Here is a 22379-nt window from a genome sequence, read left to right on the forward strand (position 1 = left end):
TTTCATTTTATAATCGTAAACCTATTTCGACAAATAAACAGGAGGAAAGCAATATGAAAATTATATCCATCGCAAACCAAAAGGGCGGAGTCGGTAAAACAACCACAACAATGGCGCTGGGGGCAGCGCTTGCTGCTAAAGGAAAATGCGTGTTACTTATTGACCTTGACCCACAGGGTAACCTGTCAAATTACCTCGGCTTTGAGCCGGATAGCGGCTCTACTATCCACGAACTGATTGTAGCCGGGGCTACCGGTCGTGAACTGGATGCTACCAGCTGCATTCGCCACAGCAAAGCCGAGCAGCTGGATTACATACCGGCAACTCTCGCATTATCTGGTGCGGATGCTGTCATACAATCCGCAATTGGACGTGAAAGCGTTTTAAACCGAGTACTGCAAGCACCGCTGTTTAGTAATTACGATTACATCTTGATTGACTGCCTGCCGTCACTGGGGAATCTCACTCTTAACGCCTTCGGCGCGTCGGATTCCGTTCTAGTGCCGGTTCAAATGCAGAAGTTTGCTCTGGATGGGCTGGACGCATTGTTTAATTCTATAAAGATGATCCAGCAGCTTATTAATCCCAAGCTAACCCTGGGCGGCATTCTACAAACGATGCGTGATAACACGAACATGAGCGAAAGCGTTAAAGATTACCTGATAACCAATTATGGCGACGCCGTTTATAGCACTTCAATCCGCCGTTCTGTGGAGGCTGCCAATAGCACCGCTTATCAGAAAAGCCTTGTCAGCTATAAGAACAAGCTTGGCACGGAATACGAAGCTTTTGCAGAGGAGTTTCTGGTACGGGAGGGAAATTAATTGGCTATTGTCAAGCTGCGGCAAAAGCAAAAGCGTGAGCCGCGTAAGCCGCAAGTAGGCGATATTGTTACAATAATTGGCCACATAAGGGACGAGACAACCAAAACCATGCTTAAATCTGGTTCTGCTGTAGTTATTACTGACTTCGTTGTTGAAAAAGGAGTATTTGGAGAAAGGATTGAGTCTTATAAAGTAATTGACTTATCAGGAGAGCAGTTTTCCCAACAGTTGTCCGAATCCCAATTTTGTTTTTTCAAAGACCATCTTATATTCGGATTTTGGGCATTTGTAACTTTGCTTTTAGTTACTGGTTTATGGGGCGTATTAATTAACACGATAGTAACAGAGATCATTACAGTTGACATTCCTATATATTGGAGTCTGATGCTTATACCTTCACTCGTTTTCCTATGGATTTTTGTAACGTTCATTTTTATTCCTTTAGTTAGATCCTGCAAAGAATATTTCCTCTTTAAAAAGAAAGAAGGTGAATAACAATGGCGGCTAAAACATTTGACTTTTCAAATAGACCAAAACAACAGTTCACGCCGGCAGATTTGCCTGGTCTGTTTAGCGGCCTTGGCAATGCAACTGCACCAGGAACCATTGTGCAGTTGCCGCTTGGTAAGCTGATTGCTTGGGATAACCAACCGTTTAAGCCTTATTCCGAAGCGAAAATGCAGCAGTTTGTTGAAGATATAAAAGCAAACGGAGTTTTAAATCCCATAATTGTTCGCCCGAAGGGTGAGCAGTACGAAATCTTGGCAGGTCATAACCGTTGGAATGCAAGTCGCAAAGCAGGGCTGGAAACGATACCCGCCATCATCATGAATGTTGATGACGACACTGCCACGCTGATAATGGTTAACACCAACCTCAACCAACGCGACGAACTGCTTCTCAGTGAAAAGGCATGGGCATATCGTTTGCAACTGGAAGCAATGAAGAGACAGGGACAGAGGACGGATTTAACTTCCGCTCAAAATGAGCGAAAGTATTCCAACAAAGAATCCAGAGAATTACTAGCGGAGCAAACAGGTGAAAACCGTAACCAAATTCAGCGTTACGTCCGCCTTACCTATCTCATTCCCGAATTACTTGAAATGGTAGATAAAAATATGCTTCCAATGATGTCTGGCGTATCACTTTCTTATCTATCTAAGGAGGAGCAGCACATTGCTTGCGACATTTCAGCAGAGTGCGATAAAAAAATATCGACAGCGCAGGCAGAGAAGATCAAGCGGTTGGGGCAGGATGGTAGATTTAGCGCCGAAGCCGCCCGGCAGATCTTGCTTCCCACACCACGCTGGAACGCTGCCAATGCCTTTTCCAGTCGCAGCAAAGGGCTTATCCCTAAGACAGCCACAGAGCAGGACATAGAACGTATCGTCGTGTTGATTAACGAGTATTTTATGCGATCCGAAAAGGAGAAATCCGATGCCTAATTTATCAGATGGTATTATTGATCTGCTTATTAGCATACTGTTCCTCTTAATTACGATTGTGCTATTTTTGCGGGCCCACATCAAATTCTCTAAAGGTGAGTTTATATTCTCTGACCTAATGCTTGCAATACCCTTTACGGTGTTCATATTAGTTTTTTACTTTATCAGACTTCATAAAGGAGGGTAACGCATGCCTGATGTGCAATTGCGTGCATATTATTTTTTCTTGCGTTTCTCGCATTTATAAAATGCTTGTTCAAAGGGCGAATACAACCTCAGCCCACGCAGGGGGAACCTCCATTGGAAAGGAAAGAACCATGAAAAAGAAAATGCCTCAGCTTACCATGAAACGAGCCAAGGAAATTGCAGTCAAGGTTTTGGGGTCATCCAGAGGGCTAGAAAAAGATGAACGCTTTGAGGGTGCACCCTATGCCGTTTATCAAATACCGATGGGTGATTTTCGCACTGAAATCCGTTATGACATCTACGGCGGTACTCTGATTCAAGTTTCGATATGTGGGCCAATACATACGTCTTTTGCCTTATATGATCCAGATACTCTTGAAGAAAATTTTGAGCAGGAAGAGATTTGGAAACGGCGGGAAAAGCAGGAGGCTTTCGACGAATGGGTAGGTGCAAATGGACCGGAACACTGTCACGAAGCCGTGGATAAAAGCTGGAATAATCAGAGATAACCAAAATCTCAAACGATTGCGATTTTGTGATTAAGGAATGGAGGGTAAATAAGTGGATGTATTAGACAGTTACGAAAAGAATACCGTTCGGATTGGCGTTAAAGCAACCAAGCTTACCGCACAAACTTTAAGTGATATTGCTGCTTGGCTGCTCAAGCAGCTTAAAAACAAAATATTGCCGGACGAGATCAAAGGTAAAACCAGCATTAAAAAGCTAATGAAGAAGGGAGACAAGCTAATGGGGCAGGACATCAAAAGCCCCGATCTGAAGGAGCTGAGCCACGTACTTAAACGTTACAATATAGGCTTTGCAGCCATCAAACATGAGGGCACGGATGATTACACCCTGTTTTTCAAGGCCCGTGATCAAGCGCAGCTCAGCACTGGGTTAGACGCCTACCTTGCGAAGGCAGTATCCCGAAATACCCCAGAACAGAAGCGACCGGAAATCAGTAAAACCACCAGGGATAAAGCGGAGCCAGATAAGGATGTGCCGGACGACGTTTCCTTCGCCGCGCCGACACGAGAACCGGCAAAGGAAATTCCCCGGGAGCCACAGCCGCGTTCCATCCCTAAGGAGCTGGAAGAAGCAAAGGCGGTGTCGCAGGCGATGCAGCAGGCGCGCGAAGCTGAAAAAGAGCTTACCCGGAACCGCAGTAGAGGGCGAGAAAGATGAACCGCCGAAAGCTCACGTTTCACACATTAGCTGTTCTCTTTCTACTGTTGGTGTTCTGGTATGTCAACCGGGCCAGCGAACTACTGCGAGGCGCGTTTGAGGATGGAACAAGTATGGCTTTAGCGATACAAAACACAGGCATTGAAATGCTCCGAAATCCGTTTTATCTATCTATTAATAATATTGATCTAGCTGTGGCCAGCGCGTCTGTGCTGGTACTACTCATAACCGCATTACAGCGGCGCAAAGTGTTTCGCCCCGGTGAAGAATACGGCTCAGCCCGCTTTGGTACGATGCGCGACATACAGCCGTTTATTGACAAAGACCCGGATAAAAACATTATCCTGACTGAAACCGAAATGCTCTCGATGTCCAGCCGGATGAAGCGAACCAAGAACGAAGATTACAACCGCAACAAAAACGTACTGATTATAGGTGGCGCGGGCAGCGGCAAAACTCGGTATTTCGTAAAACCAAACCTGCTGCAAATGCATAGCTCTTATGTCGTGACCGATCCCAAGGGCACGCTACTGCGAGAATGTGGACATGCATTTGAAGCGAGTGGATACCGAATAAAGGTTCTAAATCTCAACGAAACGGACGGTATGCGGCAATCGCAGGGGTACAACCCGTTTAACTATATCCGCAGCGAAGCGGACATTCTGAAACTGGTGGATGTGCTTATGGCGAACACGAACGGCGAAGGGCAGAGGCCTACCGGTGATCCCTTCTGGCAGGCGGCGGAAAAGCTGCTGTACACGGCGCTTATTGGCTACATATGGAGTTGCGGCGAGCCACAAGACAAGAATATCGGAACGCTGCTGGATTTATTGGGCGCTTCCGATGCCAAGGAGGAAGACGAGGAATACAAAAACCCTGTAGATGTCCTGTTTATGGAGCTGGAACGGGAATTTCCCGACCACTTTGCGGTGCGGCAATATCGAAAGTACCGCAAGGCCGCCGGTAAAACAGCAAAGTCCATCCTCATTTCATGCGGTGCCAGACTTGCCCCCTTTGATATTAAAGAGGTTAGAGACTTAATGTCAGAGGACGAGCTGGAGCTGGAGCAGCTTGGCGACAGAAAGACCGTGCTATTTGTGATCACGTCAGATACTAACAAGACCTTTAACTTTATCGCTGCCATGATGTACTCTCAGATGTTTAATCTTCTTTGCGACCGAGCGCTATACAAATATGGTGGCAGCCTGCCGGTGCATGTTCGCTGCATTTTGGATGAGTTTGCGAACATTGGTCGCATACCCAACTTTGAAGAGATAATATCGGTCATTCGCAGCCGCGAAATATCAGCTTGTCCGATATTACAATCTAGGGCGCAGCTTGAAAGCGTCTACGAAAAGAAATCGGACATTATTATGGACAACTGCGATACGCTGCTGTTTTTGGGCAGTAAGAGTTACAAGACGCTTGAGGAAATGACAAAAATGATTGGTCGCCAGACCATAGACCAATACAACACAAGCAAATCTCGCGGCAGTCAGAAGTCGGACAGTACGAATTATCAGAAGCTGGGTCGCGAACTCATGACAATAGACGAGCTGGCCAGTATGAGCCGCAGCGAGTGTATCTGCCACATTGGTGGTATTCGCCCCTTCAAGTCAAAGAAATACGACTTAACACAGCACCCGCGCTATCATCTTACATCCGACGCGGATAGAAACAATGCGTATACGCCGCTCTGGCTGCGCCCGCATGTTACCATCTCGGCCGAAGAACGGTTCGAGGTTTTACATATATCAAACCATTAACATCATTGTTCAATCAGAAAGGAAGTAAAACTTATGGAAATTATTTCGGGTACTGTAGATGTTCTCATCACCGTCGTCACCGCCGTGGGTGGCGGACTGGCCGCTTTTGGCGGTATGCAGCTTTTCCAGGCTTACACCGACGGAAACGGTGCAAAGCAGGCGCTGGGTTGGGCGTCAGTCGCTGGAGGTGCCGGTATCATTCTGTTGGCGCAAAGGGTATTCCCTTTGATCACCTCGACTCTATCGTAATAGGCCATGCTGGACTTTTTACGGGAAAACCTTGAACCATTGATGCGGGGTTGGCTGGTGGACAGTATCATGACCAATCTTGACGGCATGTTCTCCAAAGTGCAGGGCCAGACCGCGGAGCTTCAGGATGTCCTGACCCAAAGCCCGGCAAGCTATGCCGGAGGTTCGTTGTGGAACACCGCTGTTGATGTCGCTGGCACGGTTATGACGCCAATTGCCTCGCTGGTTTTGCTGGCCGTGTTTTGCCTGGAGATCATTGGCTGGCTGGAGCAACGAAACCGGCTACATGATAGCACAGATCTGACTTGGATGTTCTTTGAGCTGACGATCAAAATCGCTGTCGGCGTTTATCTGGTCATGAACGCGGCCAAAATCACGAACGGCATTTTCCATCTCGGTGCCGAAATTGTATCAAAGATTCCCGGCGGTTCCGGAGACAGCTTCGGAACCGCGGCCGATCTGGCTTCTATTCGAGCACTTCTGGAAGAAAAAGAGATTGGTTATCTGGTGAGTATGTTGATTACCTCTCTGCTTGGTAAGGTCGGCATTATGGCAATCACCATTATGATTCAGGTATCGGTTATCGGTCGAGTATTCAAAATATGCCTGTACGGTTCGATGGGCGCTGTCCCCTACGCAACGCTGATGCACAAAGAAATGTCAGACATCGGAAAAAACTATATCAAAAACCTTTTTGCATTGGCGTTTCAAGGTTTTTTCATGTTTACCATCGTCGTGATGTACCAGGCGCTTACTCGAAATGTCACCGTCGCGTCCGACCCCAACGAAGCGGTGTTTACACTACTGCTTTATTCCGTGGTTTTTGTGTATGCGCTGTTTAACACGGCGGCGCTGTCCAAGAGCATCTTCAATGCGCATTAGTTCAAAATCCCAAACGATTGGGATTTTGGCGAAAGGAGAATTCACATGCCATATGTCAACATCCCAAAGGATCTATCCGGTGTGCAGGCCAAACTGATGTTTGGCCTGACAAAGAGGGGGCTGATCGTAGCTGCATTGGCGGTGGTGGTATACCTGCCTCTTTACTTCTTTTTAAAATCCATTATCGGCGGCGGGGCTGTATGGCTGATGATGCTGCTGGCAGCACCGCCCTTTATCTGGGGCCTTTATCCGGTACATGATAGCAGGCCAATTGAAAAAATCGTCTTTAATTTTTTGCGAGTACATTTGAAACCCCAAGTACGGCCCTACAGAACAGAAAACTTATACGCCTGCATGGAGCTGGCAGGCAAAATCGAGGAGGTGATAGAGGATGCCGACGCCGACGCTCAATCAGCCGAAAATGAAGGTCATAAAAAGAGTCGATCCCTACGCAAAGCTGCCAAGAAAAACTAAAAAGACAATAATGCGCATGATTAAGCTGGCAAAGCTGCAAGGGAAAATCCCTCGCAGCGCCCAGCGAACCATTCCCTATGACGAGATGTATCGCAACGGCCTTTGCCGTTCCAACGGTGATTATTACACCAAAACCATTGAGTTTCATGATATGAATTACCGTCTGGCCAAGCGCGAAACCAAGGAAGCCGCATTTGAAAACTGGTGCCGTTTCCTTAACTATTTTGATGCAACGGTATCCTTCCAGCTGCTGTTCGTCAACCAGCAAATCGACCTTGAAAAATACTATAAAGCCATTGCAATTCCTGAGCATGATGATGATTTTAACGCGCTGCGTGCGGAATATGTTGCCATGATGCAAGCACAGCTGGCAAAGGGAAATAATGGACTTCTAAAAAGAAAGTTTCTCATTTTCGGCATTCATGCTGAAACACTGGAAGCGGCGCAGCTTAAACTGGACCGCATGGAAGCAGAGATCATAAATGCATTCAAACAGATGGGCGTTTTTGCCGAACACCGCAACGGCTACGAGCGATTAGAAATCATGCATGATGTACTTAATATCGGTACTGACCGCAAATTGAACTTTGCATGGGAGCTTTCGTCTGGAACGGGTTTGACCACCAAGGATTTTATAGCGCCAACAGCTTTTAATTTTAAAGATAAAAGTACCTTTGAACTTCAGGAACGGGTGGGGCGAACTTCTTATCTGCGTGTTGAGGCTAAGGAGCTACCTGACGATATCTTATCGGAATTCCTTGATCTAGACAGCCCCCTGATTGCCAGCATTCATCTTCGGAGTATTGATCAGGCGGCAGCCAAAAAGTACGCCAACCGGCAAATGGCGGCGCTTAACAGCATGAAGGCAGAGGAACAGAAGAAAGCCTTCGGCCAAGGATATGACCCCGATATGCTTCCGCATGAACTTAAAACGAATATTGCCGCGAACGAAGCGTTACTTGATGATTTAGACAGCAGAAACGAAAGGCTATTCCTTATGACCTTTACGCTGACGAATTTTGCTGCGGATAAAGAAGAACTGAACAATACCTGTTCGTCTGCCCGACAGATTGCTCAACAGCACGACTGCCTGTTGCTGCCACTGGACTGGCAGCAGGAGGCCGGACTGATGTCAGCCATGCCGCTGGGGGTTAACAATGTTGAGAATCAGCGGATGATGACTACATCCGCAGCGGCTGTCTTTATACCGTTCCAAACGCAGGAGCTATTCCAGCCCGGTGGTCTGTATTACGGCATCAATGCAATATCTCAGAACATGATCATGGTGGACAGGCTTACCGGCTATAATCCAAACGGCTTGATACTGGGCGTGCCGGGTTGTTTTACGAATGATACAAAGGTTGTATTAGCCGATGGCACCAAAGCCACCTTTGAAGAGCTGATGAATTATAAGGATGGTTTTAAGGTCAAGAGCTACGATATCAAAAGCGGTAAAGAGGTCATAGGAACGGCACGGAATGTGCGAATAACACATTATGCCAAGGAACTTGTGAAAGTAAAATTCAACGATGGTTATATGGTGTCGTGCACACCTAATCATCAGTTTTTACTTTCAGATGGTACATTTAGGGATGCAAAATTTTTGAGGAATGGCCAAAAACTGTATTCAGGCCATATAGTGACTGCTGTTAAGAAGTTTACGCTTGAAAATGAAATACCTGTCTATGACATGGAAGTCGACGACACTTCAGTATTCATGCTTGAAAATGGCGTTTATGTACACAATTCCGGTAAATCCTTTTCGGCCAAGCGCGAAATGGTGAATGTCTCGCTAGTTCTTACAGATGATATCCTGATTCTTGACCCCGAGCGAGAATATACACCACTTGTAAACGCCTTGGGCGGTCAGGTCATTAAAATATCCGCTGACAGCCCGCACCATATCAATCCGCTTGACCTCAACCTTTTTTCTAAGAACGAGGAGGATACGGATTTCGACCCCATCCGGGATAAGTGTGATTTTGTGCTCTCGTTCTGTGAGCAAGCACTAAGCAGCCGCGACGGCCTTCAGCCAATTGAAATATCCGTTATCGACCGCTGCGTCATGAGGGTATACGACAAATACGTCGCAGAGCCTTGTAAAGAAAACATGCCAACGCTTCAAGACCTCTATGACATGCTGATTATACAGCCTGAGACAGAGGGAAAGCGCATTGCAACTGGGCTGGAACGTTTTGTCACTGGCTCACTAAACGTCTTTAACCATCCGACTAATGTTGAAATTGACAACCGCATCGTTTGTTTTGACATTAAAGACCTCGCCAAGAACCTTAAAAAGCTGGGCATGTTGGTTGTCCAGGATCAGATCTGGTCAAGAGTACGCAAAAACCGTGAACAGAAAAAAGTCACCCGCTATTACGCGGATGAATTCCATCTTCTGCTGAAAGATCCTCAAACGGCATCTGCCAGTGTTGAAATATGGAAGCGATTTCGTAAGTGGGGCGGCGTTCCGACCGGCATTACGCAGAACGTCAAGGATTTTCTAACCTCGCCCGAGATTGAGAATATCTTTGAAAACTCTGATTTCATCTACCTGCTCAACCAGGCCGCCGGCGACCAGAAGATTCTCGCCTCGGCACTAAATATTTCCGAGCATCAGCTAGGTTATGTCACCAATAGTCAACCGGGTGAAGGGCTACTGATCTTTAAACGGGAAAGCGCAATCATTCCGTTCATTGACCATTTCCCGAAGGATACGAAATTGTACAGTCTCATGACCACTAAGCTAGATGAAGCGGTGACCGTGTGAGGAAAGGAAGTGATGCACAATGATAAACAAGGTACTATGGGGGCTTTTATATCTGATTGCTTGTTTGACGTTCTTTCATGAGTTGGAATATCCACCAACGAACAATATTGTAATTTCAATCGGTATTACAGCCTTATTAATCCACATTGTTTATGGCTCTTATAAAAATGTCGACAAATTGACGAATTGTCTAGATTATCATGCTGTACTATTTTTGGTCTGCATTGCGGGCCCTATGATTTCATCGTCTTCCGATATGGCTTTAGGAAGACCTTTTATGGCTCTCAGTTTCTACTATGGATTGTATTTAGCCGTCCAATATTGCCGACGCGAAGGATTGAAGCCATTAACAATTATTCAGGCAGCCATATTAAGCATTGGTCTGTTTTATCTGGCTCAGAAGTGGCTATATATACCGTTTGTTGCTGTGAGCGCTATTCTGGGTTGGTTTAGTTACTCCAGTAAAACAAAAAGCTGATAGATAATCCAATAAGTCCAACTGCCACAGCAAAGCACAGAAACCACAGCATATTTGCAGGTATGGTTAAGCCATGCTTCACGGATATCCATCATACCGTTTTCGGCATCGTTCATATAACCAATCGCTTTAAAAAAGCAAATGCTAAGATAAATGTAGATCAAGCTCAATCTGAACTTCTTTCAGACCTTAAAGCTCAATATGGATATATCCCTCAAAAGTAGAAGTATTCGAGCAATTCCTATAATGCTTTCCTTGACTATTTTAATCATTAGGATTAGAAGTCAAGTTCGCAATCGTTTGGGATTTTGAGTACAGAAAAGCCGTCCCGATGAGGGACGGCAATAGAAAGATTCACGTGCGGCTTTCCCGTTTGTTTGCTTGATTAAGTTCCGCCAGACGGTTGATTTTATCCACAGTGGCTTTAATCCGTTGCTGTGTTTCCGGATCGGACTGATACTCTTCTTTCGGACGCCGGGCCTGAGCTTCTTCGGAGGAGATTATTTCATTTACCCGGTTTCTATCCTTAGCATAACTGTGAAGAAAAACACAATAACAAAAAAAGCCCACAATAATTACCCATCGCACAATATCGTTGGTATGAAATAGACTTGTTGCCAGTTCCCCGGCAAGATAGGCCCACATGAGTGAGAACACACCTGTGGAGATCCACCAGCCAATCCTAGTTTTAAATGCCAAAAGAAATAGAATGGCCAGAACTATACCCACGGCGATACAGGCATTGTCAGGAAGTTTATAGTGATAAGCCGCCAAATAAGCACTGAAACCCAGTACGGCAGCGTCAAACCATTCAATATATCCAATAAACATCAACCACAGCAATTTTAAAAAGCAGAGAAATAGCCGGAACAAACCGATAAAAGTGCTCACCATATTATCACTTCCTTATATGTAAATATTACCATAAAATCCGCATAAACACAAGCTTTTTAGGAGGGATACAGCTTTGAGTGAAGAAAAATATCAGGCGGAAGCCAGACATTTTGGACACGCTCCACAGGATGTGCCAGTCGAAGACACCACTGCCGACGAAGCTGAAGCTGCCACACCCTCCAGCCGACTTAAGCAAACCATGCGGCGGCAGGTGCGAAAGCCGGATGGCGTAAAAATCAGACTGCGTGACGATAAACCTAGGCTCAGGCTTAGGTCGCCAAAGCAACGGCTGAAATACACGCAGGCTGAATCACCCGTAGTATCCCCGCCAATGGATGGAAAGGACATGATTCGCCCCAAGGGTTCGGCAAATATCCAGCCAGAAAACAAAAATCGTGCCTCCAATCTGAAAACAGCCCAGCGCCGGCATCGGCAGTTAAAAATTACGGAACAGCAGAAATCGTCTCGACCGTCCAATATGGAAGGCGAGGTAAGGCAAGAACCGCAAAGCACTGTCACGGAATATAGGGAACCGGCTCAGCAGAGCATTCGTTTTGGAAACGCCACCGATAGGTTTACCGTCAAAGATGCCCATTTGGTGGGCGAAGGAACGACGGAGCGGCATACAAGACTGCGATTTAGCAAACAAAACCTGTTGCACTTTAAGGATAAACTTCAATCTGCGGATACATTGACCGCTTCGTTAATCACCCCGGCAAAACGCAGATTGCGCTTGCAACAAACCGCCCGACTGCGTCTCCCAATGGGGCAACTGGAAACTGACGGCAGGAATTCGCAGCAGCAACGGTTACGCTTCACTGGGCAAAGCCGATTACAACCGGATGGAGCGGCTACATCCACCGAAGTATCCTCAGGATATAAAAAACGCCTGCTTTACCGCCCAAACAGTCAATTCTACGGCGACTCGCGTGACAATCGTCATCGGCTGAAGCTACCCGGTAATGCTGTGCCAGACCGACGTAGCGGCTCTCAGCCGCCCACCTTCATGGCTGGGGCACATCCACAACGATTTAAGCCCAAGCTCCAGCTAGTTCGACCGACTTACCAGCTTGAAAACAGTGAGCAGAAACTTAAAGACATACAGCCTTCTAAGAGCTGGATCTTACAATATCAGTATGAGAATCTGCGCTTCAGGGCTGAGTCGGAGCACTGGCGGTTCGGAGAAAGACAGGCACACCGCATCTTCAGGTTTTCGGACAGCGGCAAAAAGGCTCCTTCTCGGCTGAAATTTGAAGAGGATCGAATACCTCACTCATCCAAACTTAAATTTGAAGAAGATAAAATTTCTCATAAAAGAGGCTGGGGTAGCAGTTTAAGCGCTACAAAACAGGAAACTGAACGTGCAATAAACGAACTTGCTGACCAGTCCGAAAACGAGGGTATACAGTCTGCAAACCAACATCGAAAGTGGCAAACCACCGGCCTGGGAGAAGGCTGGCGCGCCGGCGGTGCCTGGCGGCAAGGACACGACCAACGCGTGGTGCAGCGTGAAATCAAGCGCGCAACGCGTGAGGCAAAAGATAAGGCCTATGAGTTGCGCCACGGCAAACCTTCCCGAAGTGCAGAGCTGCGCAAAAAGCTCATGATTCGCAAGCGGCAGATGGAGAACTTCGCTGAAAGGAAGGCGGGCAAACAGGCCGTACAGAATACGGAACGTTTTATAGCTTTTGTGGCGGAAAAAGCTGCACAGCTCATCCGGCTGGCCGTCGCTTATATTGCGGGACCCGCAATTGGCGTGATAGCGATTTATGCTGCGGTGGCAGTGCTGGTACTAATTATGTTTAGCGCCTTTATGGACAGTGCAACGGCCGCTATTACATCCTATGCTGCACCGGATACCGAGATCGAAGCCGCCAGCAGCTACTATACCAAGCTCGAAGCCGAGCTGGACAAAGAGATCAAGAATATATCAACCGCATGGGAATGGCAGCATATCGACCAATTCCACTATGATCTGGATGATATCGAGCATGATCCCTTTCAGCTCATGGGTTATCTCAGCGTCAAGTATCCCGGCTTCACCTTTAGCGATGTAAAAACCGAGCTTGATTACATATTCGACCAGCGCTACACACTCACCACACACCAGTGGTATGAATGGCGAGGCCAAAAGCCTCATCGTTATAAGTATTACCATCTGGACGTGACGCTGCGCGCAAAGCCGATGGAGCCGATACTCCTGAAGGAGATGGCGAAAGACACCAAAAACGACCTGGTGAGCTGGTACGGCGTGCTTATGGAAACCAAGGGTGCGCATCAAGCATATGCAAACCCTTTTGATATAGATTGGTCGGGCAATGTCAGCAGCCTGTACGGCTACCGTGTAGACCCTATTGGAGAGAAAGAGCTACAGCAGCACCGTGGGGTGGACATTGCCATGCCGACCGGCACACCGATACGGGCCGGACTTTCCGGCACCGTGCGGTATGTTGGACATGACAACATCATGGGTAACTACATCATCCTAGATGCAGACGGTGTGGAGCGCACAATGAAGTATGGTCATTGTGATGAGGTACGGGTTTCAGTCGGTGAAAAGGTTGCCGCCGGTGAAACGGTGATCGGCACGGTCGGCAACAGTGGGCAGTCTACCGGGCCACACCTGCACCTAGAGATACTGGAGAACGGCGAATATGTAAACCCCATTTATTCGCTGAATTATAAAGAAAAGACATCATAAGGAGTGGACAGCATGAAAAGAATCTTGAAACGAGCAGCTAGCGCCCTGGTGTCGTTGGTGGTGGTAGTCTCAGTGTTTTCGTTGCTACCTGTTAAGGCGAACGCCGCTACCGCACTGGCAGATTACCCGGTCGGGACGGTATTTAAAATCAAAGAGGATGGTACTTATCAGGACTGGATATTGGTCAGCCACGACTATTTATCCTCCGGCAATCAGCTTTTAATGCGAAAAAACACAATATACTATGCAACTCCTATGAAGGAATACAGAAGATACTTCTATACTAGTGATGGCTCTTCTAATGAATGGTATTACAGACCAATATACAAGGGCTCGGCTCTTGAAACGTATTTAAATAATTCTTTTAAATCACTGCTTAACAGCAATATTCAAAATATGCTTATAACTGTAAATGTCCCAACTACTGTACCTGGAAATATGACTAAACCGGATGGTGTAGAAATATGGCCTGCCACCAATACAACTACATCAAATAAGGTGTTTATACTATCTGCAAACGAGTTATTTGGGGATTGGGTAGGGGGAGGCAATTATATTAGTTTTTTCAATACGGATGCTCGGAGAGCATCTGATAAGGACTATTATGTTAGAGATATTGATAGAGTAGAATCATATTCGCACAGAAATTATTATATCAAGGCAAATGGAACTATATATTGGATTAAGCCAAGTAACTGGAGTAATGCTAGATTGAATTATCGCCCATGCATAGTTCTTCCTTCCACTACCATTGTTGGCACGAGCAATCAAATCGACGGTATCATCACGCCATCAACGCCTACGGTATCGGTATCTAGCACCTGGGCGACCAACAATACGGCTACTCTTTCAGCCACCAACGCAACGCATTATGCTATCACAACCACAAACGTTGCGCCATCCTCTGGCTGGCAGACCAGCAACGTGTTTACTCTGACTGGCAACGGCAATTACTATGCTTGGGCGCGCAGCGCAACCAATACGGTGTCTGCATCAAAAAGCTTTATCGTATCGAAGGTGGATGCCACAAAGCCTACGGTCAGTTCTGTGGCTGTGCCGACGACATGGGGCACCAGCAATACTGTCACGATCTCGGCAAGTGACAACGCCAGCGGTATCGCGGCCTATGCGGTCACGACGGGCGGCACTTCCGCACCGGTATCCGGCTGGCAAACGAGCAACAGCTTTACATTCTCGGCGAATGCCACCTATTATGCCTGGGTAAAAGATCAAGCGGGGAATATTTCAGAAGGCTATAAATTTACGATAGATAAAATTGATGATATCGCCCCATTTGTTAATAAGGTGGACATGCCCACCGATTGGGGAACATCGGCAGGAATCACCATACAGGCGCAGGATATTGGCAGCGGCATCGCGGAATATGCTGTCGCGACCAGTAGCACAGCACCGACAGGAGGATGGCAAAAAGCCAGTAGCTTCACGCTGACTGCCAACGGTACCTATTACGCATGGGTTAAGGACAATGTTGGAAATACCGCATCGCAGCAATTTAAAGTTACCACAGTGGACACCACGTCCCCATCCATAAGCTACGTCACGGTGCCGTCTGGCTGGGGCGTAACTAGCACGGTGACTATATCGGCAAGTGACAGCGCCAGCGGCCTTGCTGCTTATGCCATAAGCACCATCGGTGAAGTACCGGCCACGGGCTGGCAGGCCAGTAAAAATATTGAGATTACCGCCAATGGTACTTATTTCGCGTGGGCGAGGGACAATGTCGGCAATGTCTCGGCGCGGTATGAATTTGTTATTTCCAAGGTGGACAGTACCAAACCCACCGTTACACTGGTTAGCGTACCGGATGAATGGGCGACAACCAGCAAAGTAACGCTTTCAGCATCAGATCTGGGAGACAGCGGGCTTTCAGCTTATGCGGTCAGCATTACGGATACGGCACCCGGCTCCGGCTGGCAATCCGGCACCAGCTTTACACTGGCCGCCAACGGCAGCTATTACGCCTGGGCTAAGGATGCCGCAGGGAATATCTCCGATAGCTATGAATTCACGGTGAGCAAAGTCGATACAGACAGGCCGACCGTGGCCTCGGTGGAGATCCCCACAACCTGGGGCATGAGTAGTACTGTCACTGTCAACGGATCGGATGACACAAGCGCTATTGCGGCTTATGCCGTCACTACAGGCGGTACTTCTGCACCATCCTCCGGCTGGCAGATCAGTCAACAGTTTACATTTTCGGCTAATGGCACCTATTACGCGTGGGTCAAGGATCAGGCCGGTAATGTCTCGCTCTCTGGATATGAGTTTCAAATCGCAAAGATAGATCTCTCTGATCCGGTCATATCGTCGATTGCTATACCAACCGACTGGACAACCGAGGCGAAAATCACGATTAACGCGGCTGATGCCGACACCAGCATCACAGCCTATGCGCTGACAAGCAGCAGTACGGCTCCGGCTGGCGGCTGGCAGGATAGCAGAAGCTTTACCATCACAACGAATGGCACCTATTACGCCTGGGTCAAGGACGGCGTTGGAAACACCGCTTATAAGTCCTTTTCCTTCAGCAAGATTGACAGTACAATGCCGACCATAAGTTCTGTGTCGGTACCCACAAGCTGGGGTGCAGCAAACACCGTAACCGTTTCGGCCACCGACACCGGCAGCGGTGTAGCTGCTTACGCTGTCACCAGCACAAATGTGGCACCCTCCACCGGCTGGCAAACCAGCAAGAATGTAGAGGTCACCGCCAACGGCAAGTATTACGCCTGGGCAAAAGATGCAGTTGGCAATGTCTCAGCGGGTTATGAATTCACGATTAGCAAGGTAGATAGTGGTAAGCCGGTTGTCGGCACTGTCACAGTCCCGGATGCATGGGCAACCAGCAGCACTATTTCGATCAGCGCGTCCGATGACGCCAGCGGCGTGGCTACATACGCGGTGACAACAACCAATACAGCACCCTCCACCGGCTGGCAAGGCGGCAGTAACTTCACACTCACTGCCAACGGCACTTACTACGCTTGGGCAAAGGATGCTGTCGGCAATGTTTCGGAAGGGTATAAGTTCACCGTTACCAAGGTGGATACCGATAAGCCCATTGTTGATTCGGTTAGCGTACCCACCGCATGGGGTGGTAGCAGTACCGTGGCGATCTCAGCCAGCGATACGGCCAGCGGAATTGCGGCCTACGCCATCACCACAAGCGGAAGCGCCGCCCCGGGGTCAGGTTGGCAGGAAAGTAATCGCTTCACCTTCAGCATGAATGGCACCTATTACGCTTGGGCCAAGGATGTTGCGGGGAATATCTCGGCCGGATACGCCTTTACGGTTGATAGAATCGACAACACCGTCCCCGATATAACTGAGATAACCGTCCCGTCCGACTGGGCAACCAGCGCCGAAATCACGATCAAGGCAGCAGACACACAGACCGGCGTCGCGGCCTACGCCCTGACCAAGAGCAGCACCGTCCCGGCGTCGGGCTGGCAGACGGACAGCAGCTTTACCATCACGGCCAATGGCACCTATTATGCGTGGGCGAAGGACGGCGCAGGCAACACCGCTTCAAAACAATTTACCTTCAGCAAGATTGACGTCACAGGGCCAACAATCAGCTCTGTCGGTGTACCTTCAAGCTGGAACAGCACCAGCGCCATTACAATTACGGCCACCGACGCCGCCAGCGGCGTAACATCGTATGCGGTGACAAGCACCAATACCGCACCGACAACCGGTTGGCAAACAGAAAAAACATTTGAAATAACCACTAACGGTACTTGGTACGCCTGGGCGAAGGATGCTGTTGGCAATATCTCGGCGGGTTATGAGTTTTCCGTCAGCAAGATTGATACCACCAAACCGGTGGTCAGTGCTGTTACAGTACCCGATGCATGGGCAACAAACAACGCTGTTTCAATCAATGCTTCTGACGATGCCAGCGGCATCAATACATACGCAGTCAGCAGCACGAACAGCGTACCATCCACAGGCTGGCAAACGGGAAATAGTTTTACGCTGACCAGCAATGGTACCTATTACGCTTGGGCGAAGGATGCCGCGGGTAATGTTTCGGCCGGTTATGCCTTCACGGTCAACCGAATTGATACCACAAAGCCGACTGTCACCTCGGTAACTGTCCCCACCGCGTGGGGGTCAAACAGTACCGTAACGGTTGAAGCCACCGACGCCGAAAGTAGTGTAGCAGCATATGCGATTAGCAGCACCGATACCGTCCCGTCCAGCGGGTGGCAAGCCAGCAGTAAATTTACAATAGCTGCAAACGGTACCTATTACGCGTGGGCAAAGGATCAGGCTGGCAATGTGTCGGTGTCCTATAAATTCACAGTGGATAAGATTGACAGCATTGCACCGTCCATCCTGGGCGTCATTCTTCCGGAGGATTGGACAGCGACAGCGAAAATCTCCATTGTGGCTACCGATGCCGAAACCGGAATCGCGGGTTACGCCCTCACCCGAAGCCTCGCCGCGCCAACAGATGGGTGGCAGACTTCACCGGATTTCACCGCCACGGCCAACGGTACTTATTACGCCTGGGTCAAGGATCAGGCCGGAAATACCGCGTATAAATACTTCTATTTCAACAAAATCGATACCACAGCGCCAAATGTCAACTCTGTTTCAGTGTCAACAAGCTGGGGGACTTCCAACATGGTTACGATTTCGGCTTCTGATGCGGCCAGCGGTGTGGCGGCCTACGCCGTCACCAGCACCAATACGGCCCCACTAGACGGCTGGCAGACCAGCAAAAGTGTGGAGGTCAGCGGTAACGGTACATGGTATGCGTGGACTAAGGATAACGTCGGTAACGTCTCAACAGGCTATGAATTTACCGTTTCCAAGGTGGATAGCATCAAACCTGTTGTCAGTGCAGCTGCAGTACCGGAAGAATGGGCTACCAGCGCAAAAATGACGATTACTGCGTCAGACGAAGGCGGCAGCGGCTTGTCGGCCTACGCTGTGACCAGCACCAACGTAGCACCTGCCACGGGATGGCAATCCGGCACCGGCTTTACGTTGACCGCCAACGGCAGCTATTACGCCTGGGCAAAGGATGCCGCGGGAAACATCTCAAACGGCTATCAATTCACCATTAACAAGATCGACACAACAAAACCCGCCGTGGATTTAGTGACCATCCCCACTGAATGGGGCCCGGGCAGCTCTATAACGGTCAAGGCCAGTGACGTGGGCAGCGGTGTAGCGGCCTATGCCGTTACAAAGAGCGGCACAGCCCCAACTTATGGCTGGCAGCAAAGTGATAGCTTCATGCTGGACAGCAACGCGACCTATTTTGCCTGGGCAAAGGATAACGTCGGCAATGTCTCAGCAGGTTTTGAATTTACGGTGTCCAAGGTGGACAGCACCAAGCCGGTGATCAATGATATTTCCATTCCAACCGAGTGGACAGTATCAGGGAAGGTATCCATTTCGGCTACCGACGCAGAGACCGGCATTGCGGGTTATGCGCTGACGAAGAGCAGCACCGCCCCGACATCTGGCTGGCAGGAATCCCCGGACTTTACCGTCACCGAAAATGGCACATGGTACGCATGGGTTAAGGATGGCGCGGGCAACACCGCCTATAAGAGCTGCTCCATTACCAAGATTGATACCACCGCCCCAACGGTTACTTATGCGTCGGTATCCACCGGATGGGACGCGTCGAACACCGTGACTATATCGGCCAACGACGCCGCCAGTGGCGTCGCCGCCTACGCTGTCAGCACCACCGACACAGCACCCACCACCGACTGGCAGGAAAGCAAGACACTCACCGTAACAGGTAATGGTACTTATTATGCCTGGGCGCAGGACGCTGTGGGCAATGTCTCGCCGGGATACAAATTCACGGTCTCGAAGGTGGACAGCACCAAGCCGGTGATTAACGCCGTTGCGGTATCGGATGAATGGGCAACCAGTGCAAAAGTGACGCTTACAGCGGCAGACGAAGGCGGCAGCGGACTGGCGACCTACGCTGTGACCAACAGCGACGCAGCCCCCGCCACCGGCTGGCAAACCGGCAGCAGCTTCACACTGACAGCGAATGGCACCTATTACGCGTGGGCAAAGGACGGCGCGGGCAATGTGTCTGGAGCCTATAAATTCACAGTCAGCCGTGTGGATACCGATAAACCGGTGGTGGATTCGGTCAACATCCCGACCGATTGGGCCATGAGCGGCACCGTAACGATTACAGCAAGCGACACCGGCAGTGGGATTGCGGCCTATGCCGTTACAACGGGCGGCAGCTCCCCGCCGGTATCGGGCTGGCAGCAAAGCAATAGCTTTACCTTCAGCGCCAACGGCAAGTATTATGCCTGGGTTAAGGATATCGCGGGGAATGTCTCAGCTTCGGGCTTTGAATTTGTACTGGGCAAGATTGACCGCACCAAACCGACTATCACCGAAGTAATAATGCCGGAAAACTGGACGGGTACAGCTCAAATCACGATTATGGCCACCGATGAAGAAACGGGTATCGCAGCCTATGCCATCACTGCCAACAGCACCACGCCAAAGGATAACGCCTGGCAGGATTCCAGCGTTTTCACCCTTGCGGCCAACGGTACCTATTACGCCTGGGCAAAGGACGGCGCCGGAAATATGGCCTATCAGTACATCTATTCCAACAAGCTGGATAAGGGCGCGCCGGAGATCACCGGCATTCGCTTCAACAACGCAAATACGGTGGTCACGGTATCGGCCACCGATACAGTCAGCGGTGTCAAGTGCATCTATATCGGCGAGACTGCCTTTAACGGTGGCTACGTACAGTATCAGATTCCCGATGGAACACACTATCTTACCATCTACGCTGAGGACAATGCCGGGAATAAAACCGAACAACAGACGGTGCGTGTCCCGGGTTGGTTTGATGTACTCGACACGCTGACGATTGAGACTGTAACGTTTGACCCGGATATTAAGACCGCCACCATCACGGCGGCGACCACCAAAACCGAAATTGCGGGTGTCTACGTCAACAACAAGCTCTGCGCTGGAAACCCCGCGGTGTTCACCGTCAACGGTGCACAGTATCTGGAAATGCAGGTGGTGGATGTCAACGGCGACCGCAGCGCGGTATATCGTCAACGCGTACCGGGTTGGGCCGAGGAAGTCAACAGTTTAGCCATCACCGACTGCGAATTCTCCTATGACAATACGACAGCGGTTATCACAGCCGCCGAAACACCCGCGGAAGGGGTTGCCCCTCGAGGTATTACCAGAATAGAAATCAACGGCGAATTCTTTGACGGCAATCCTGTTGCCTATTCCATCCCAGAGGGAACGCGGCATCTTGAAATGCGCGCCTACAACACGGACGGCGACTACTCGCCGCTGCTGATCCGACGCGTGCCCGGGTGGAGCGAGATTGTCTCGACCATCACCATCAGCAGCGTTGAGTTTTCTGATTATAACACCCGCGCGACCGTCACGGCGCTGGCCACCGGGGGCGACAGTGTGACCGGCATCTTTATCAATGATGTGTACTATGAGGGCAATCCGGTTGTTTACAAGATCGGGAAGGACGTGGACACGCTGCATGTTCAGGCGGTGAATCCGAATGGCGACCTTTCCGCAATGGTCAACAAAGCGGTACCGAAAAGTACAGTAAAGTCCACGCTGAAGCTTACCATTGAAGCGCCCGAGTGGACAAGCGCCAACCGCGCTAAGGTCAAGATCACCGCAGGTGATAGCATCGGCCTGAAGGCGATTATGGCCAAGACTGGCGAGGATGACGACTGGACCGACGTGACCTCCAGCCGCTATATCTGGATTTCTGAGGACACGACCGTTTATGCATCGGTCGAAAACGAGGACGGTACAGTCAAAGAAACTTCCTTGGATATTGTTTGCTTTGATAGAGCCGCGCCGACCGTGACGGCCGCACAGCAGGATAAAGTGGTGAACATTCGCGCAGAAGATAAAAAGTCCGGCGTCAAGGCGATTTACGTCAACAACGTCGAATACAACGGCAGCAAGATCTACGGTGGCAACCTGACCTACACCATCCCAGAAGGTACCACCACCGTGGCGGTCAAGGCGGTTGATGAGGCAGGAAACGCCTCCGAAATGCTGGAACTGCCGGTGCGCACAACGGTAACAGCCGTGCCGGGCATCATCGCCCCGTCTCAACCGGCACCTGTTACGCCGCCGCCCGATCCTGAGCCTGCCGCCATCCCAGACCCGGAGCCTGAGCCGGAACCGGAACCCGTGCCAGAACCAGAGGTGGAAGAAGCACCGCAGGAAGAGCCTAAAGCCGCAGGAATGACCACTGAGAAAATGGTTGCACTGGCTGCCGGAGCCTTTACGCTTTCCTCTGCCGGCACCATTGGCGGATTGTGGTGGCTACGGAGAAAGCGCTTGTTGGCGGAGGTTGTGCCAGACTTCGACCCGAAATTCCGCAAGGTTTACGACGAAAGCGAATTTCACGGGACTAAAGATCCGCTGGGTTCTAATGTGACCGAGGTTGAATTCAACCGTAAAATATCCTGACATTTTTAGAAGGAGAGACAGCT

15 protein-coding genes are annotated in these 22379 nt (G+C 49.5%); 13 read left to right on the top strand and 2 right to left on the bottom strand.

Translation table 11 applies throughout. The features are described 5' to 3' along the window. Positions 1 to 53: 53 nt before the first annotated feature. The 11 genes from RBH76_10455 to RBH76_10505 all read left to right on the top strand — a co-directional run bounded on the left by RBH76_10455 (position 54) and on the right by RBH76_10505 (position 10259). On the top strand, positions 54 to 824 hold the full coding sequence (locus tag RBH76_10455) for an AAA family ATPase (GenBank protein WMJ83143.1): 771 nt from the start codon (positions 54 to 56) through the stop codon (positions 822 to 824). Then, positions 825 to 1319 carry a hypothetical protein gene (locus tag RBH76_10460; GenBank protein ID WMJ83144.1) on the top strand — a complete coding sequence of 165 codons (495 nt, stop codon included), beginning with the start codon at positions 825 to 827 and terminating at the stop codon, positions 1317 to 1319. It abuts the gene before it with no gap. A 2-nt stretch (positions 1320 to 1321) separates the two neighbouring features. Then, a complete protein-coding gene (locus RBH76_10465) occupies positions 1322 to 2269 on the top strand; it encodes a ParB/RepB/Spo0J family partition protein (GenBank protein ID WMJ83145.1) in 948 nt (315 codons plus the stop codon). A gap of 317 nt (positions 2270 to 2586) precedes the next feature. Further along, positions 2587 to 2964, top strand: coding sequence for a hypothetical protein (locus RBH76_10470; GenBank protein ID WMJ83146.1), 378 nt, complete (start codon positions 2587 to 2589; stop codon positions 2962 to 2964). Positions 2965 to 3016: 52 nt separating this feature from the next. Then, complete coding sequence (locus tag RBH76_10475) at positions 3017 to 3640, top strand: PcfB family protein (GenBank protein ID WMJ83147.1); 624 nt, start codon at positions 3017 to 3019, stop codon at positions 3638 to 3640. Beyond that, positions 3637 to 5406, top strand: coding sequence for a type IV secretory system conjugative DNA transfer family protein (locus tag RBH76_10480; GenBank protein ID WMJ83148.1), 1770 nt, complete (start codon positions 3637 to 3639; stop codon positions 5404 to 5406). The genes RBH76_10475 and RBH76_10480 overlap by 4 nt, the downstream gene beginning before the upstream one ends. A gap of 33 nt (positions 5407 to 5439) precedes the next feature. Beyond that, positions 5440 to 5655 (top strand): Maff2 family protein, encoded by a 216-nt coding sequence (locus tag RBH76_10485; protein WMJ83149.1) that lies wholly within the window; start codon positions 5440 to 5442, stop codon positions 5653 to 5655. Between the two features lie 69 nt (positions 5656 to 5724). Further along, the gene (locus tag RBH76_10490) at positions 5725 to 6537 is read left to right on the top strand and encodes a CD0415/CD1112 family protein (GenBank protein ID WMJ83150.1); all 813 of its coding nucleotides are present in this window, start codon (positions 5725 to 5727) and stop codon (positions 6535 to 6537) included. A 45-nt stretch (positions 6538 to 6582) separates the two neighbouring features. Next, positions 6583 to 7011, top strand: coding sequence for a PrgI family protein (locus RBH76_10495; GenBank protein WMJ83151.1), 429 nt, complete (start codon positions 6583 to 6585; stop codon positions 7009 to 7011). Next, entirely contained in the window at positions 6929 to 9781 is a 2853-nt protein-coding gene (locus RBH76_10500; protein ID WMJ83152.1) for a PrgI family protein, read from the top strand. The genes RBH76_10495 and RBH76_10500 overlap by 83 nt, the downstream gene beginning before the upstream one ends. 19 nt (positions 9782 to 9800) lie before the next feature. Next, positions 9801 to 10259 (top strand): hypothetical protein, encoded by a 459-nt coding sequence (locus RBH76_10505; protein ID WMJ83153.1) that lies wholly within the window; start codon positions 9801 to 9803, stop codon positions 10257 to 10259. On the opposite strand, the gene RBH76_10510 is transcribed toward RBH76_10505, so the two are convergent. Together RBH76_10510 and RBH76_10515 are read right to left on the bottom strand one after the other, a co-directional pair. Then, complete coding sequence (locus tag RBH76_10510) at positions 10235 to 10429, bottom strand: hypothetical protein (protein WMJ83154.1); 195 nt, start codon at positions 10427 to 10429, stop codon at positions 10235 to 10237. The two genes, RBH76_10505 and RBH76_10510, sit on opposite strands and share 25 nt — an antisense overlap. A 184-nt stretch (positions 10430 to 10613) precedes the next feature. Continuing rightward, entirely contained in the window at positions 10614 to 11153 is a 540-nt protein-coding gene (locus tag RBH76_10515; protein ID WMJ83155.1) for a hypothetical protein, read from the bottom strand. Between the two features lie 73 nt (positions 11154 to 11226). Between RBH76_10515 and RBH76_10520 the strand changes: the two genes are divergently transcribed. Both RBH76_10520 and RBH76_10525 read left to right on the top strand, forming a co-directional pair. After that, positions 11227 to 13854 (top strand): M23 family metallopeptidase, encoded by a 2628-nt coding sequence (locus RBH76_10520; GenBank protein WMJ83156.1) that lies wholly within the window; start codon positions 11227 to 11229, stop codon positions 13852 to 13854. 12 nt (positions 13855 to 13866) lie between these two features. Then, complete coding sequence (locus RBH76_10525; protein ID WMJ83157.1) at positions 13867 to 22356, top strand: DUF6273 domain-containing protein; 8490 nt, start codon at positions 13867 to 13869, stop codon at positions 22354 to 22356. The last annotated feature ends 23 nt before the right edge of the window (positions 22357 to 22379 follow it).

The sequence above is a fragment of the Oscillospiraceae bacterium MB24-C1 genome (genome assembly GCA_030913685.1).
Taxonomy (GTDB): Bacteria; Bacillota; Clostridia; order Oscillospirales; family Ruminococcaceae; genus Yanshouia.

Excerpts from the sequence above, each read along its gene's own strand:
- RBH76_10455 (WMJ83143.1), top strand. The coding sequence starts at position 54 with ATGAAAATTATATCCATCGCAAACCAAAAGGGCGGAGTCGGTAAAACA.
- RBH76_10465 (WMJ83145.1), top strand. The coding sequence starts at position 1,322 with ATGGCGGCTAAAACATTTGACTTTTCAAATAGACCAAAACAACAGTTC.
- RBH76_10470 (WMJ83146.1), top strand. The coding sequence starts at position 2,587 with ATGAAAAAGAAAATGCCTCAGCTTACCATGAAACGAGCCAAGGAAATT.
- RBH76_10480 (WMJ83148.1), top strand. The coding sequence starts at position 3,637 with ATGAACCGCCGAAAGCTCACGTTTCACACATTAGCTGTTCTCTTTCTA.
- RBH76_10485 (WMJ83149.1), top strand. The coding sequence starts at position 5,440 with ATGGAAATTATTTCGGGTACTGTAGATGTTCTCATCACCGTCGTCACC.
- RBH76_10490 (WMJ83150.1), top strand. The coding sequence starts at position 5,725 with ATGACCAATCTTGACGGCATGTTCTCCAAAGTGCAGGGCCAGACCGCG.
- RBH76_10495 (WMJ83151.1), top strand. The coding sequence starts at position 6,583 with ATGCCATATGTCAACATCCCAAAGGATCTATCCGGTGTGCAGGCCAAA.
- RBH76_10500 (WMJ83152.1), top strand. The coding sequence starts at position 6,929 with ATGCCGACGCCGACGCTCAATCAGCCGAAAATGAAGGTCATAAAAAGA.
- RBH76_10505 (WMJ83153.1), top strand. The coding sequence starts at position 9,801 with ATGATAAACAAGGTACTATGGGGGCTTTTATATCTGATTGCTTGTTTG.
- RBH76_10515 (WMJ83155.1), bottom strand. The coding sequence starts at position 11,153 with ATGGTGAGCACTTTTATCGGTTTGTTCCGGCTATTTCTCTGCTTTTTA.
- RBH76_10525 (WMJ83157.1), top strand. The coding sequence starts at position 13,867 with ATGAAAAGAATCTTGAAACGAGCAGCTAGCGCCCTGGTGTCGTTGGTG.